16 protein-coding genes are annotated in these 14621 nt (G+C 58.9%); 10 read left to right on the top strand and 6 right to left on the bottom strand.

Features of this window, described 5'->3' with window-relative positions:
* Positions 1-54: 54 nt before the first annotated feature.
* The 6 genes from flhA to hypA form a co-directional block, all read right to left on the bottom strand.
* On the bottom strand, positions 55-2118 hold the full coding sequence (gene flhA, locus D7I37_RS17640) for a formate hydrogenlyase transcriptional activator FlhA (RefSeq protein WP_129544088.1): 2064 nt from the start codon (positions 2116-2118) through the stop codon (positions 55-57).
* A gap of 90 nt (positions 2119-2208) precedes the next feature.
* Positions 2209-3222: a hydrogenase expression/formation protein HypE gene (gene hypE, locus D7I37_RS17635; RefSeq protein ID WP_129544087.1), complete on the bottom strand. Its 1014-nt coding sequence runs from the start codon at positions 3220-3222 to the stop codon at positions 2209-2211.
* Complete coding sequence (gene hypD / locus D7I37_RS17630) at positions 3219-4346, bottom strand: hydrogenase formation protein HypD (RefSeq protein WP_129544086.1); 1128 nt, start codon at positions 4344-4346, stop codon at positions 3219-3221. The genes hypE and hypD overlap by 4 nt, the downstream gene beginning before the upstream one ends.
* Positions 4330-4626 (bottom strand): HypC/HybG/HupF family hydrogenase formation chaperone, encoded by a 297-nt coding sequence (locus D7I37_RS17625; RefSeq protein ID WP_129544085.1) that lies wholly within the window; start codon positions 4624-4626, stop codon positions 4330-4332. Before D7I37_RS17625 ends, hypD begins: the two co-directional genes overlap by 17 nt.
* The gene (hypB, locus tag D7I37_RS17620; protein ID WP_207205536.1) at positions 4617-5411 is read right to left on the bottom strand and encodes a hydrogenase nickel incorporation protein HypB; all 795 of its coding nucleotides are present in this window, start codon (positions 5409-5411) and stop codon (positions 4617-4619) included. Before hypB ends, D7I37_RS17625 begins: the two co-directional genes overlap by 10 nt.
* 15 nt (positions 5412-5426) lie before the next feature.
* Positions 5427-5771, bottom strand: coding sequence for a hydrogenase maturation nickel metallochaperone HypA (hypA, locus tag D7I37_RS17615; protein WP_129544083.1), 345 nt, complete (start codon positions 5769-5771; stop codon positions 5427-5429).
* A gap of 228 nt (positions 5772-5999) precedes the next feature.
* Between hypA and hycA the strand changes: the two genes are divergently transcribed.
* The 10 genes from hycA (at position 6000) to hydN (ending at position 14613) form a co-directional block, all read left to right on the top strand.
* Positions 6000-6467 (top strand): formate hydrogenlyase regulator HycA, encoded by a 468-nt coding sequence (hycA, locus tag D7I37_RS17610; RefSeq protein ID WP_129544082.1) that lies wholly within the window; start codon positions 6000-6002, stop codon positions 6465-6467.
* 88 nt (positions 6468-6555) lie between these two features.
* Positions 6556-7170 carry a 4Fe-4S dicluster domain-containing protein gene (locus tag D7I37_RS17605; protein WP_129544081.1) on the top strand — a complete coding sequence of 205 codons (615 nt, stop codon included), beginning with the start codon at positions 6556-6558 and terminating at the stop codon, positions 7168-7170.
* Positions 7170-9014: a proton-conducting transporter membrane subunit gene (locus tag D7I37_RS17600; RefSeq protein WP_129544080.1), complete on the top strand. Its 1845-nt coding sequence runs from the start codon at positions 7170-7172 to the stop codon at positions 9012-9014. The genes D7I37_RS17605 and D7I37_RS17600 overlap by 1 nt, the downstream gene beginning before the upstream one ends.
* A gap of 10 nt (positions 9015-9024) precedes the next feature.
* Positions 9025-9960, top strand: a complete 936-nt coding sequence (locus tag D7I37_RS17595; protein ID WP_129544079.1) for a respiratory chain complex I subunit 1 family protein — start codon at positions 9025-9027, stop codon at positions 9958-9960.
* A 21-nt stretch (positions 9961-9981) separates the two neighbouring features.
* Positions 9982-11685 (top strand): NADH-quinone oxidoreductase subunit C, encoded by a 1704-nt coding sequence (locus D7I37_RS17590; protein WP_129544078.1) that lies wholly within the window; start codon positions 9982-9984, stop codon positions 11683-11685.
* 12 nt (positions 11686-11697) lie between these two features.
* Positions 11698-12243: a formate hydrogenlyase complex iron-sulfur subunit gene (locus tag D7I37_RS17585; protein ID WP_129544077.1), complete on the top strand. Its 546-nt coding sequence runs from the start codon at positions 11698-11700 to the stop codon at positions 12241-12243.
* Positions 12240-13037 carry an NADH-quinone oxidoreductase subunit B family protein gene (locus D7I37_RS17580; RefSeq protein ID WP_129544076.1) on the top strand — a complete coding sequence of 266 codons (798 nt, stop codon included), beginning with the start codon at positions 12240-12242 and terminating at the stop codon, positions 13035-13037. The genes D7I37_RS17585 and D7I37_RS17580 overlap by 4 nt, the downstream gene beginning before the upstream one ends.
* Positions 13034-13450, top strand: coding sequence for a formate hydrogenlyase maturation HycH family protein (locus D7I37_RS17575; RefSeq protein WP_129544075.1), 417 nt, complete (start codon positions 13034-13036; stop codon positions 13448-13450). The genes D7I37_RS17580 and D7I37_RS17575 overlap by 4 nt, the downstream gene beginning before the upstream one ends.
* Positions 13443-13913 carry a hydrogenase maturation peptidase HycI gene (gene hycI, locus D7I37_RS17570; protein ID WP_129544788.1) on the top strand — a complete coding sequence of 157 codons (471 nt, stop codon included), beginning with the start codon at positions 13443-13445 and terminating at the stop codon, positions 13911-13913. The genes D7I37_RS17575 and hycI overlap by 8 nt, the downstream gene beginning before the upstream one ends.
* A gap of 157 nt (positions 13914-14070) precedes the next feature.
* Positions 14071-14613, top strand: a complete 543-nt coding sequence (gene hydN / locus D7I37_RS17565) for an electron transport protein HydN (RefSeq protein ID WP_129544074.1) — start codon at positions 14071-14073, stop codon at positions 14611-14613.
* Positions 14614-14621 lie beyond the last annotated feature (8 nt).

Here is a 14621-nt window from a genome sequence, read left to right as displayed (position 1 = left end):
TGGTACGGAATAAACCGCCATTCACAGCCGGTGTAATGCCACTATAGGAGCTCTTCACTTGACCATAATATTCCACTTTTTCATACGTGAAAGCAGCGTGGTGCGCTTTAGCCCCAGGCGCTGTGCGGCACCGCGCGGGCCGGCAACCACGCCGTTGGTTTCCTTCAGCACCCGAATAATCCGCCGGCGCTCATCCTCTTCCGGTAATCCGGGTTCCGCCGCCGGGGGCAAAACCATCGAGGGAACCGGATATTGCAGTTCGGGCAGCTGTAAATTAAGCACCGTGCCGCGCGTTAGCAATACCGCACGTTCAATGACATTTTCAAGCTCGCGCACATTGCCCGGCCAGGGCATTTGGCTCAGCAGGCGCAAGGTCTCCGCCGGGATACTGTCGATGGTGCGCTTCATCCGCCGCGCAATTTTGTAGGTCAGAAACTTCACCAACTGCGGGATGTCTTCCGGCCGTTCACGCAATGGCGGGATGACGATCGGGAACACGTTCAGCCGGTAAAACAGGTCGCTGCGAAACTCGCGGTCGGCCACCATTTGCTGCAGATCCCGGTTGGTAGCGGCAATCAGGCGTACGTCCACCGAGATCACCTTGTTGCCGCCTACCCGCTCAAACTCCCTTTCCTGCAATACCCGCAACAGTTTTGGTTGCAGCTCGACGGGAATTTCCCCCACCTCATCCAAAAACAGCGTTCCCTTGTCCGCCAGTTCAAAGCGCCCCATCCGTTGATGAGTCGCCCCGGTAAACGAACCTTTCTCATGGCCAAACAGATCGCTTTCCAGCAGCCCGGCGGGCAAGACCGCACAGTTCATTTTCACCATACGCCGATCGCTTCGTTCGCTCAGGTTGTGGACCGCGCGGGCAATCAACTCTTTACCGGTGCCGGTTTCGCCAAGGATCAGCACGGAACAGTCGCTTTTCGCCACCATTTCAACCTGTTTAAGCACCGTGGACATCCCCGCGCTGCGCCCAACTATCTCGCCGAAGTCCGGGTTGTTACATTCAATGTGCTCGGTCAAATAGAGGTTCTCATGCACCAGCCTCTCTTTAAGCCGGTTGATCTCCTGGTAGGCCAGCGCGTTGTCCACCGCAATCGCGATACGTTCGGCGATCTGCCGCAATAATCGCAAATTGGCGGCGTTGAAGTTGTCCGGCTGACATTGCGCCAGCTTCAATACCCCCAGGGTCTTATTGCCAAACACCAGCGGCAATATGCACAGCGTTTGACGTTGGTGATGCCCAAGATCGAACAACTGGCGTTCATCGTCTGCCAGACGATCGGCCTGCTGCAGATTTAACAGCAGCATTTCACCGCTTTGCATCACCTGTTCCAATAAGGTTCCTACCAGCGCCGCGCCGTACTGCCGGCGCTCAACCTCGCCGGCGTGCAAATAACGTGTGGAATAAACCGTTACCTGCTCGGTTTTACCGCTGCAGAGCAGGATGCTGATGGCGTCGATGTTGAAAAAACGGTGGATCTCCGTCGAGATCTCACCGATCAGATCATCCAAATCGAGCTTCGACAGCACCGCGTTGGTGACGTCGACCAAGATACGATAATCGTCGCGCTCATCACTTAACTGGCGCAGGCGTAACCCGGCCTCTGCTCGCAGGGTCAGCTGCTCTGCCGCCAGTGCAACCCACTCCATCAGCGTTTGCAACTGCCCCAGACTGGCGTCGCTGAACGGTTTTTGCTGACAACGCAACAGTTCGCAGCCGCCGATCAGGGTGCCGCCGGCATGCAGCGGCATCAGGCAATATTGGCTAAACGGCTGATACAGCGCCAAGGCGTCGAGTTGCGGATAGCGAGCCTGCAGCTCATCACTCTGCCAGCGCTGTGGCGATGGGCTTTGCCGCAGCCGACTTACCGGACCATGCGCCAGCAGGGTCTCATCCTGATAGTTCAGCGGCTGTTGGCGCGCATCCAGGCCATAGAAGCTCACCCGTTCGCTGCCGGGATCAAACAAAACCAGCGTAATCTGATCTGCCAACTGCCAGCGCTGCAACACCTGACGCAGTTGCAGCAATAAATCGCTGAAACTGCGCTGGCTCAGCAGCGTGCGGGTAATTTCCACCAGTTCTTGTTTTTCTGATTGTGCATTCGACATTGTTTTTCACTTGCCTGAGTCGCGATGGTACTTTTGTGAGTCATAGGGTAAATGTGTCCTGCCGGGAGCGATGTTCTCCCCCGAAGCGGATCAACAAATCCGCGGCAAAGGTTCGGCATGCGGCAAATCCAGCAGGCGGCTGATGCCGTAAGCGCCCTGCAATCTCACCTGTCGCCCGGCCGTCACTCTGCCAATCAGCGCCGCCCCCGCCCCCAAAGGATGAGCATGCAAGGCGGAGAGCACGGCATGCTCGGCCTCCGGCGCGGTCACCAGCACCAGTTTGCCCTCGTTGGCAAAGTTGACGGCATCCAGCCCCAGCAGTTCGCAAATGCCCCGCACTGCCGGTGCTATCGGCAAGTCGTTTTCTTCAACCTCGATCCCAACCCCCGCCGCGCGGGAAAACTCATGCAATATGGCGTTCACTCCACCGCGGGTGGCATCCCGCATCGCCCTCACGCCGTTGATGGCGCGTAACGGCGCGATTAACGACGTTAACACCGCGCAGTCACTGCTCACCGCCAGATGCATGCCCAGCTTTTCGCGCAGATTGAGGATAGTTGCCCCGTGGTCGCCCAGCGTGCCGCTGACTATCACCGCATCACCGACGCGGATGTTTTGTGCCGCCCAATCCAGCCCGGGAGGGATCACGCCGATACCGGCGGTATTGATGAATATTTTATCGACGGCACCGCGCTGCACCACCTTGGTATCGCCGGTCACGATGCGGATACCGGCCTGCTGCGCGGTCAATGCCATGGAGGCGACCACCCGTTGTAACTGCGCCAATGGCAAACCTTCTTCGAGGATAAACCCGCAGGAGAGATAGCGTGGCAACGCGCCGCTCACCGCCAGATCGTTGGCCGTGCCGCAAACCGCCAGTTTGCCGATGTCGCCGCCCGGAAAGAAAATCGGGTCAATCACATAGCTGTCGGTAGTAAACGCCAGCCGATCGCCCTGCTGCGTCAGTTCGGCCAAATCCAGTCGAGCCTGATCTTCGCGCCGATCCAACTGCGAGTTCGAAAAGGCCGGCAAGAAAACATCGTCCAGCAACTGCTGCATCGCCGCGCCACCGCTGCCATGAGCCATAGTAATCACGTTATTCATGCCGGCGTTTCCTCTGTTTCGCGGCGATATTGGTACCAGGCGGCGCAGGCGCCTTCCGAAGAGACCATCAAGGCACCCAACGCGTTTTGCGGCGTACAACCCTGGCCCAATAACGGACAATCGCGCGGTTTGCACCGCCCGGTGAGCACCTCTCCGCAGCGTGAGCGCGGATCGTCGGCCACCTGCCTGTGTTGTGGGCGGAAACGCCGTTCCGCATCGAAGGAACGGTATGTGGGCGTTAAGGCAATGCCGGAGTCGGGGATGGTGCCAAGCCCGCGCCATTCGCTGCCGCCGCCCGGTACAAAAACTTCACGCATCGCCTGCTGCGCCAGCAGGTTTCCCTGCTCCGGCACCACCCGGCGATATTGGTTTTCGGTCTGGCTCTGCCGACGAATAAACTGTTCGACCAGCATCATCACCCCTTGCAAAATATCCAACGGCTCAAAGCCGGTTACCACCAAGGGTTTGCGATATTGCCTGCTGATGAAACGATAAGGCTCGGTGCCGATCACCATGCTGACATGGCCCGGCGCCAGAAAACCGTCAATGCGTACATCCGGTTGCAGCAGCAGGCTGCGCAACGTCGGGATCAGGCTAATGTGTTGGCAAAATACGCTGAAGTTGGCCAACCCCTCCAGCCGCGCCTGTTGCAGGGTAATTGCCGTGAGCGGCATGGTGGTTTCGAAGCCCAGGGCAAAGAACACCACCTGCCGCTGCGGATTTTGCCGCGCCAACGTCAGAGCATCCAGCGGCGAGTAAACCACCCGCACTTCGGCGCCCCGTTCGCGGGCTTGCAGTAGCGATCCCTGCTTGCCCGGCACCCGCAGCGCATCGCCGAAGGTGCAAAAAATCACCTCCGGGTGTTCGGCAATTTCACTGCAGGCATCGATACGTCCCATAGGTAAAACGCATACCGGGCAGCCCGGGCCGTGAATGAACTCAATTTGCGGCGGCAGCAGTTTGTCCAGGCCAAAGCGGAAAATGGCATGGGTGTGGCCACCGCATACCTCCATGATTTGCAGAGGCCGTTCTGCGGTGAAGGACAGCAGCGCGGCGCGACGCCAAATATGTTGCAGCAAGGTTTTCACCCGCTGCGGATCGCGAAATTCATCTACGTAATCCATGGCTGCCCTCCCCGGTCAAAAACAGCGCCACGTCCTGTTCCACTTCCCCCATCGCCTGCAGCGCCGCCAGCATCTCTTCGGCTTCTTGTTGATCGATACGGCTCATCGCGAAACCCACATGGATCAGCACCCAGCAACCTATCATCGCCTCTTTGGCCTCCCCCTCCCGATGAACCAACGCAATGTTCACCTCGCGCCGCACGCCGCAGACCTCGGCCCAGGCATGCTGAGGCTGATGCTGAGCCAGTGCCACTATCTGCCCGGGAATACCTATGCACATAGCTGCCGCTCCAGCCAGGCCAACCACTGTTCCATCCCTGCCCCCTGAACGGCCGAAAGGGGGATTATCTCGATGTCGGGATTGACCAGGCGGGCATTGGCGATACAGGCGGCCAGATCGAAGTTCAAATACGGCAGCAGATCGACCTTGTTCAGCAACATCAGGCGCGCGGCGGCAAACATATGCGGGTACTTGAGGGGTTTATCTTCCCCTTCGGTGACCGAAAGCACCGCGACCTTATGCCGCTCCCCCAGATCGAAACTGGCCGGGCAAACCAGGTTACCGACGTTTTCGATAAACAGCAGGCTGCGGGGTTTGAGTCCCAGACGCTGGGTAGCCTCATGAACCATCTGCGCATCCAGATGGCAGCCTTTGCCGGTATTGACCTGGATCGCCGGGACGCCGGTGGCGCGAATGCGATCGGCATCGTTGGTGGTTTGCTGGTCGCCCTCTACCACCGCGCATTCACGTACGCCACGCAGCCGCAGCAACGTTTCGGTCAGCAGCGTGGTTTTGCCCGACCCCGGGCTGGAAACCAAATTCAGCGCCAGGATCTGTCGCTCGGCAAAATATTGGCGATTGCGTTCCGCCAGACGGTCATTTTTATCCAATACCCGGGTTTCGATTGCCAGCATTTGCCGCTGACTGATCCCCGGCGCATGGGTGCCCGCCACCCCCAAGCCATAATGCAGGTCGCCTTGCCCCTGCCGCTGCGGGCGAAACGGCACCTTTACTTCCCCTTCAGTCGTCGGCTCCCCATGGGCACAACCGCAAGTACTGCACATTTTCATCCCCTTACGTTATTCAATTTCCAGGCGCTTTATTTGCAAACCATCATCGGCCTGCACCCGCAGATTTCGCCCGGCACAGTGCGGACAAACCCAAACCTGCGGGCTCAACAGCTCGACATCGGCCTGGCAGTCATAACACCAGGACAACGCGGGCTGTTCGATCAGATGCAGCTCGCAACCTTCGGCCAGGGTGTCGCGGCACACCATGTCAAAACAGAACCTCAGCGATCCCGCCTCCACGCAAGAAAATGCGCCAATCTCGAACCACACCGCGGTAATACGTTTGGCATGATGTTGCCGCGCCTGTTGTTGCATTATTTCCATCGCATATTGACACAAGGTTATTTCGTGCATCCGGCCTCCGATACTGGCGATAAAATACGCGACACAATCATTGCAAATATGATACCAAGCCAGACGCCGCATATTTATCGAGCAGCATAACGCCGCCATAATCCAAATGATTGCAGACGGTTGACTCAAAAGAAACGATTAAAACCCATCGAGCCTGGCACGCTTTATGCTTATAAGTCGCCGGCCCGAGTTATTTTCGACAATGAACCTAAACCTTGAGCGACGACAATGAGCAGAATCAGTGAATTAACCAGCCAGGCTGATTATATCGCCAAAAAAAGCAACCGCCTGACGACCCAATGGCAAACCTACCGCAATACCTTAACTAAAGCAGTAACGACCAAGAAAAACAAGATTAATCATAAATTTACTTTTGGTAAAGATAAGGACCTGCGCTTTGTTTTGTTCAACCACTTTACGGTCAGCATTGCGTTAAGCGAAGGGTTTTACAGCCGAGATATTTGCTACCGTATTAATTTGGCGATGGCACATGAGGCGGAAAACTTCGTCCCTTTCGCCCATGCCACATTGGATGAAAACGGAAATATTGACGACGTAATAAACAACCGTGACATGCAGGCGGTATTTGAACACTACCTGGATAAGATCGCCATTATTTATCAATGCCTGTTTGATTCTCTGCATGACGGCCATGCCATTCGCGATGCACTGAAGAAATTAACCTTAGCCGTTTGACTGTCAGTCATTATTCACCAACAAAAAACTGTCGAAACGTCATTTTCTACTGACGACCTCGTCAAAAATGACGAAGCAAGGAGTGTGCATGAACCGCTTTATTATTGCGGACCCCAAATTGTGTATTGGCTGTAATACCTGCATGGCCAGTTGTTCCGCAGAACATCGGCAGCAGGGTTTGCAGGCGTTACCCCGTTTGCAGGTGATACGTAACGCCCGCGATTCGGCACCGCTAATGTGCCGTCAATGTGAAGACGCGCCCTGTGCGCAAGTGTGCCCGGTCAACGCCATTCGTCATCAGGACGACGCCATCGTCCTGAGCGAGAGCCTGTGCGTCAGTTGCAAACTCTGCGGCATTGCCTGCCCCTTCGGCGCCATTGGCTTCGGCGGCAGTACCCCGATGGCGATCCCGGCGGGCTGCAGCACGCCGCTGGCGCTGCCGGCGGCCGGAGCGCCGCGGCCGATCGGCCCGTTCCTCGATTGTGTACCCGGCGTTCGGGCCGTGGCGGTGAAGTGCGATCTCTGCGCTTTCAGCCCCGAAGGCCCCGCCTGTATCCGTACCTGTCCGACCCAGGCCATTCGGCTGGTCAGCGACCGCGACGTGCGTAAGGCCGGCGAACAAAAAAGACGCAACGCCATGCAGGCGCTCAGCGCCGAATTGCCGTTCACCGCCGCCCCTGGATCCTGTAAGGAGCCGAATTGATGATCTCCGACCCATTGTTGTTGCTGACGCCGGCCCTGGCTGGCTATGCCCTTGTCGCCCTGTTAAGCTGGCTGCTGCCACTCTGGCCTCGTGCCAGTGCCATGCTGGGCGCCGGTACCCTGGTGTGCGCCATCGCCACACTGCTGGCCGCGGGGGCAATGCTGTTCGCACCGCGGCACAGCGCCCGCCTGCCCTGGCTGAATTATGCGGTGGAAATCAGCGGTCTTAATGCGTTATTGCTGCTGGTGATAGCCCTCTGTGGAATTTGCGCCGCTTTGCATCACATCGGCAGCCTCGCCAAACCAAACGCCGGTGCGCGCGGCCGGTTGGCTGGGCTGGCCAACCTGATGCTGGCGGCGCTGAGCGCCGCCGTGATGGCCGATAACGCCCTGGCTTTGCTGTTGCCGTTAGAGCTGGCGGCGCTGTGCGGTTATTTCCTGATCGTTCATACCCCGAATGCCAACAGCCTGCGAGCCGGGCACAGTCAGTTTCTGCTGATGCGGTTAGGCACGCTGCTGTTGGCGATCGCCTTCGCGCTGATATATTCCCATAGCCATAGCCTGCAGTTCAGCGTGATCCGCGCAACGCCATTACCGGACGCATTGCGTAACGGCGTTTTCCTGCTGGCCCTGGGCGGGTTTGGCATTTTTGCCGGGATAATGCCGTTGCATGGCTGGGTTCCCCAGGCCCACAGCAGCGCGCCCGCCTCTGCCGCCATGTTGTTTTCCGGCGCGCTGATGAAAGTCGGCCTGCTGGGCATTCTGAAGATGGGGCTGGATCTGTTGGGCACGCCGCCGCTGTGGTGGGGGTTATTGCTGCTGTTGCTGGCCGCCGGCACCGCGTTTTTCGGCGGCCTGTACGCGTTGATGGAACACGATCTGCGGCGTTTGCTGGCTTATCACACGCTGGAGAATATCGGCATCATCCTGCTGGGCATCGGCGGCGCCATGGTCGGCATAGCGCTGCAACAGCCGCTACTGACGGCGTTCGCCCTCACCGGTGGCCTGTTCCACCTGCTGAACCACAGCCTGTTCAAAAGCGCATTGTTGCTGGCGGCGGGCGCCATCGAGCAACAAACCGGGCTGAAGGACATAGAGAAAATGGGCGGTCTGGCACGGCTGATGCCCTGGACTGCCGTTTCTCTGCTGATTGGTCTGCTGGCGATGGCCGCACTGCCGCCGTTGAACGGTTTCGTCAGCGAATGGTTGATCTATCAGGGGCTCTTCCATTTCAGTGCCGTCGCCGGCTTTATCGGGCATCTGTTCGGCCCGCTGCTGGCGGTGGCCCTGGCGCTCACCGGCGCGCTGGCGGTAATGTGCATCAGTAAAGTGTTCGGTGTCGCCTGCCTGGGAGCGCCGCGCTGCGCCGCCGCGGCCAACGCCGTGCAGGCTGGCCTTTGCCTGACGCTCAGCCACCTGCTGCCGGCGTTGTTGTGCCTGATTTGCGGCTTGGGAGCCCCGTGGATCCTGCCGCTGTTTACCCGCCTGATCGGTGTGACGCCCGAACAGGCATTGTCCGTGTCCAATACCCCGCTGATCGCCATGTTATTGCTGGCGATGCCGCTGCTGCCGTTATTGATTGCGGCCCGCTACCGGACGCATCGCCAACCGCGCCGAGTACAAGGCAGCGCCTGGACCTGCGGCTATGGCCATGAGGATGCCATGGTGATCACCGCCACCGGCTTTGCTCAACCACTGCGGGTGATATTTGCGCCGCTGTATCGACTACGCCGCCGACTGCCGGGATCTTTCGTCAATCCATTTCACCGTAATGCCTTCGTCGCTTTCTGCCGCGGCCTGGCCGCAGTAGAGCTTGCGGTGCTGCTGGTGGTTACCTTTGCCTGAGGAGATGACAATGACCAGTCCCAATGTGTTACTCGGCCTGGCGCAGGCCCTGCTGTTACTGGCCATAGCCCCGCTATTCGCCGGAATTAGCCGGATGCTGCGTGCGCGTATCCATGGCCGCCGAGGCCCCGGTGTATTGCAGGAATACCGTGATATCGGCAAATTGCTTAAGCGGCAAAGCGTAGCGCCGTCGGCTTCCGGTCCGGCCTTTCACGCCATGCCTTACCTGCTGACAGGCACCCTGCTGACTATCGCTTGCGCGTTGCCGATGCTGACCACCGCCTCGCCGCTGCCCGCCATCGGCGATGTGATTACCTTACTCTATCTGTTCGCCGCGGTGCGCTTTGTATTCGCCATTGCCGGTCTGGATACCGGCAGCCCCTTTACCGCCATCGGGGCCAGCCGCGAGGCGGTGCTGGGCATTCTGGTTGAACCGATCCTGTTGCTGGGGCTGTGGGTGACGGCTCTGGTCGCCGGCTCGACTCAGCTGAGCGCCATGGCGCAGAGCCTGCTGGCGTTGCCGCATCGCGCCTGGCTGCCGCTGCTGCTGGCCGGTTTGGCCTGCGCATTCGCGACCTATATCGAGATGGGCAAGCTGCCTTTTGATATGGCAGAGGCCGAGCAAGAACTGCAAGAAGGCCCACTGACGGAATATTCCGGCGCCGAACTCGGCATTCTGAAGTGGGGCATCAACCTCAAACAGCTGGTGGTGCTGCAACTGTTCCTCGGCGTGTTCCTGCCCTGGGGGCAAGCGGCCCAGATCACCGCTATTCAATGGCTGCCGGCGCTGGAGTTGGCGCTGCTCAAGCTGCTGTGTGCGGTGATCCTGATCGCGGTAATAGAGAATAGCGTGGCGCGTTTGCGTTTCCTGAAAACGGCACCCGCCACCTGGGCCGGTTTTGGTCTGGCTTTTCTGGCGCTGGTTTCCTGGCTGGTCGTCGGCTGAAAATGATTAAGGCAATCAAGAATGACTAACGAATATCAAGGACGGCACTATCTGGCCGAGCTGCAGCAACAATTCCCTGCGGCAATACTGGCAGCCGAATGGCAAACCGCCGATCAGTTGACGGTCACCGTCAAACTCAATACGTTGCCGGAAGTGGTGGAATGGCTGTATTACCAACGGGGTGGCTGGTTGTCGGTGCTGTTTGGCAACGACGAACGCACGCTGTGCGGTCATTACGCACTGTATTACGTGCTGTCGATGGAGCAAGGCACCAAATGCTGGATTACGGTGCGTGCCGAAGTGGATGCGCAAACGCTGGAGTTCCCGTCGGTGACACCGCGGGTACCTGCCGCCGTCTGGGGCGAACGCGAAGTGCGCGACATGTATGGTTTGCGCCCAATTGGCCTGCCGGACGAGCGCCGGCTGGTGTTGCCTGACGACTGGCCGGACAACCTCTACCCGCTGCGCAAAGACGCCATGGATTACCGCCAGCGGCCCGCGCCGACCACCGACGTAGAAACCTATCCGTTCGAGAGCCAGGCCGGCGCCAACGCCAATGTGGTGCCGATCGGCCCCTTGCATATCACCTCGGATGAGCCCGGCCATTTTCGGCTGTTCGTCGACGGCGAAGACATTATCGACGCCGACTACCGTTTGTTTTACGTGCACCGCGGAATGGAGAAGCTGGCAGAAACCCGTATGGGCTACAACGAAGTGACCTTCCTGTCGGATCGGGTGTGCGGCATTTGCGGTTTTACCCACAGCGTGGCGTACACCAGCTCGGTCGAAAATGCCATGGGCATTCAGGTGCCGGAGCGCGCTCAGATGATCCGCTCGATCCTGCTGGAAGTGGAACGGCTGCACAGTCACCTGCTGAATTTGGGATTGGCCTGCCATTTCGTCGGCTTCGACTCCGGCTTTATGCAATTCTTCCGCGTACGCGAACAGTCGATGAAAATGGCTGAAATACTGACCGGTGCGCGCAAAACCTATGGTTTGAACCTGATCGGCGGCATTCGCCGCGACATTTTGAAAGATGACATGCTGCAAACCCTGCGGCTGGCCGGGCAAATGCGCAGCGAACTGACGGATCTGGTCGATATTTTGCTGAGTACGCCAAACACCGAGCAACGCAGCCGGGGAGTTGGCCGCCTCGATCCTCAGGTGGCCCGCGACTACAGCAACGTCGGGCCGATGATCCGTGGCAGCGGCCACCGTCGTGATACCCGCATCGACCATCCGTTTGCCGGCTACGCCAAACTGCCGGTAGCGCTGTGCGTGGAAAGCGGCTGCGACGTCTATTCACGGCTGAAGGTGCGCATTCACGAAGTGTTCAACTCGCTCGGCATCATCGAATTCGGGCTGCAGAGCTTGCCGGGCGGGCCGCTGGCGGTAGACGGGTTCACTTATATCCCCCACCGCTTTGCCCTGGGCTTTGCCGAAGCGCCACGGGGCGATGATATCCACTGGAGCATGACCGGCGATAACCAAAAGCTGTTCCGCTGGCGCTGCCGTGCCGCCACCTACGCCAATTGGCCCACCCTGCGTTACATGCTGCGCGGCAATACGGTTTCTGACGCCCCGCTGATCATCGGCAGTCTGGACCCCTGCTACTCCTGCACCGATCGCATGACCATCGTCGACGTACGCAAACGCCAGTCAATCATCGTGCCATACAAAGAGATCGAGCGTTATGGCATCGAACGGAAAAACAAGCCGTTCTAACCGGAGCCCACCATGCTGAAACTGATTAAAAAAGCGTTGAAGGCCGGGCCGGCCACCGTCGATTATCCGGCCCAGCCGTTGGTTGTTGACCCGAACTTTCGCGGCAAACCCGAATACACCCCACAGCAGTGCATTGCCTGTGGAGCCTGCGCCAATGCTTGCCCATCCAATGCGTTGACCATGAGCACCGACCTGGCCTGCGGAAGGGTACGCTGGCAGCTGTTTCTCGGGCGCTGCATCTTCTGTGCCCGCTGCGAGGAGGTGTGCCCAACCGCCGCCATTCGGCTTTCGCAGCAGTTCGAACTCGCCGTATGGCGTAAAGAGGATCTGTTCGAACAGGCCGATTTCGCCCTTTGCCACTGCCGTCAATGCGGCAAAGCCTATGCGTCGCAAAAGGAAATTGATTATGCCATTGCGTTGCTCGGCTTGAGCCGCTCGGAAGCGGCAAGCCGCCGCGCGCAGTTTGAAACCTGCCCGGCCTGCAAGCGGCAGCAGAACCTGGCCCAGGCCGATCGCATTGACGTTGGTCGCCATTTGATCCGGGAGGTCATTTTATGAATCAGCCATTGATTGGGCCTCGCGATGAGCATGGTCTGCCGGTGCCGATCACCCTCGACGAAAGTATCGCCAGGCTGAAAACCACCCTGTTGCGGGATATTCGCCGTTCCGCCTACGTTTATCGGGTGGACTGCGGCGGCTGCAATGGCTGCGAAATTGAGATCTTTGCCGCCATTTCACCGCTGTTTGACGCTGAACGCTTCGGCATCAAAGTGGTTCCTTCTCCGCGCCATGCCGACATTTTACTGTTTACCGGTGCGGTTACCCGCGCCATGCGCATTCCGGCAATCCGCGCCTGGCAGGCTTCGCCCGATCCGAAAATCAGCATCTCTTACGGTGCCTGCGGCAACAGCGGCGGCATCTTCCACGATCTCTACTGCGTCTGGGGCGGCACCGATCGCATCGTACCGGTGGATGTCTATATTCCCGGCTGCCCGCCGACGCCGGCGGCGACCATTTACGGCTTCGCCATGGCGCTCGGCCTGTTGGATCAGAAAATAAAAGGCCGGCACCATGACGAAACCCGGGGTGAAGCGACCCGCCTGCGGCATCCGCAACTTCCCCAGCCGCTGCGGGTGCTGCTGGATCGCGAAGCCCGGCGCATGGCCGGTTACCGCTACGGCCGCCAAATCGCCGACCAATTTATGCAGCTGCTGGCAACGAACGGCCCAGAGTCGGTCGAACGGCGAATTGCCGCTTACCTGCAACAGCAAGACGACCTGCGCCTGAGCGAAATTGTCGGCAACCTGCTGGCTATTTACCAACGGGTACTGCGTGGGGAGCTGCGGTTATGACGGGTTCTCAAGGTCAGGTGGTATTTTACTCCCTGAGCCGCAAATTTGTGCAGGAGAAAAAGGCGCCGCCGAAAGCACAGGAGGTGATCTATTACAGCCTGGCCATCGGTCACCATCTGGGGGTCATCGACTGCCTGGAAGCCAAATTCAGCTGCCCACTAGCGGCTTTCCGCGCCTGGATCGCGCAATTGCCCGCCGGCAGCAGCGCACGGCGCAAGCTGGAAGGCGTCGACCGCTTTGGTGAAATCTGCATCGACAACAGCCACACCCACCTGCTGGCTAATGCGTTAAGCCGTGCGGCCGTGCAAATGAATGCGGAGCAGCAGGGCTACAACCAACAGCTGCTCTCCCTGCTGCAATCGATAGAAAACGAACCTGCCATTTACCTGATGGTGCGGAGGCATGATGACTGACGTTTTACTCTGTGTGGGCAACTGCATGATGGGCGATGACGGTGCCGGGCCGCTGCTGGCGGAGCTCTGTGCCCGCACCCCTCCCGCCGGCTGGACGGTGATTGACGGCGGTGCCGCGCCGGAAAATGACATCGGCCATATCCGCGAACTGAAGCCGAAACGGTTGGTGATCGTCGATGCTACCGATATGGGGCTGGCGCCGGGGGAAACCCGGACGATCGACGAAAAAGATATCGCAGCCATGTTTATCGTGACCACCCATAACCTGCCGCTCAACGTTCTTATCGACCAACTGCGCGAAGACATACCGGACATTACATTTATCGGCATTCAGCCGGAGGTGGTGGCGTTTTACCACCCGATCGGCGCGGCGGTACAGCGGGCGGTAACGATCCTGCATCAACGGCTGCATAACTGGCCTGCCCAAGGGGGCTACCCACGACTGGTGGTGACGCATGCCTGACGCGACATCGTCATTTATGTCGATTCGCCGTCGGCCATCTCATCACTGCCGAGATAACCATCTGATTTTTATCGCCTTACAGGATTGGCGCGCTTTATGCTTAAGCAGGGTTCCCTCTTTTGCCATACCCGGACAAAGGGTATCCCAGGAGTTATTGATGAACCGGTTTATCATCGCCGATCCTAAAAAGTGCATCGGCTGCCGTACCTGTGAAATTGCCTGCGTGATGGCGCACAGCGAAAACCAGGATATTTCGGCGTTGAACGCCGCCAGCTTTGCCCCGCGCCTGCATGTGATCAAAGGCGTCAACGTCAGCACCGCCGTACTCTGCCGCCAATGTGAGGACGCGCCCTGCTCCAACGTCTGTCCAAACGGCGCCATCAGCCGCACCAACGGCATGGTACTGGTGATGCAGGAACGCTGCATCGGTTGCAAAACCTGCGTGGTTGCCTGCCCTTACGGCGCAATGGAGGTGATCACCCGCCCGGTTGTCCGCCAAAGCGGCGCCATGATGAGCGCACCCACTGAGAAAGCCGAAGCGCATAAATGCGACCTGTGCATTGAACGCGATAGCGGACCAGCCTGCATGGAAATCTGCCCAACCAAGGCGCTGCACTGCGTCGATCGCAACATGCTGCAGGAAATGAACGCCGAGAAGCGCCGCCGCGCCGCGCTCGACACTATGTCATCCCTGTTTTAGGAACTGAA

Origin of the sequence: Serratia sp. 1D1416 (genome assembly GCF_003641105.1) — a bacterium.
Classification (GTDB): Bacteria; Pseudomonadota; Gammaproteobacteria; order Enterobacterales; family Enterobacteriaceae; genus Serratia; species Serratia ficaria.
This window is presented reverse-complemented; position numbering and strand designations above follow the sequence as displayed.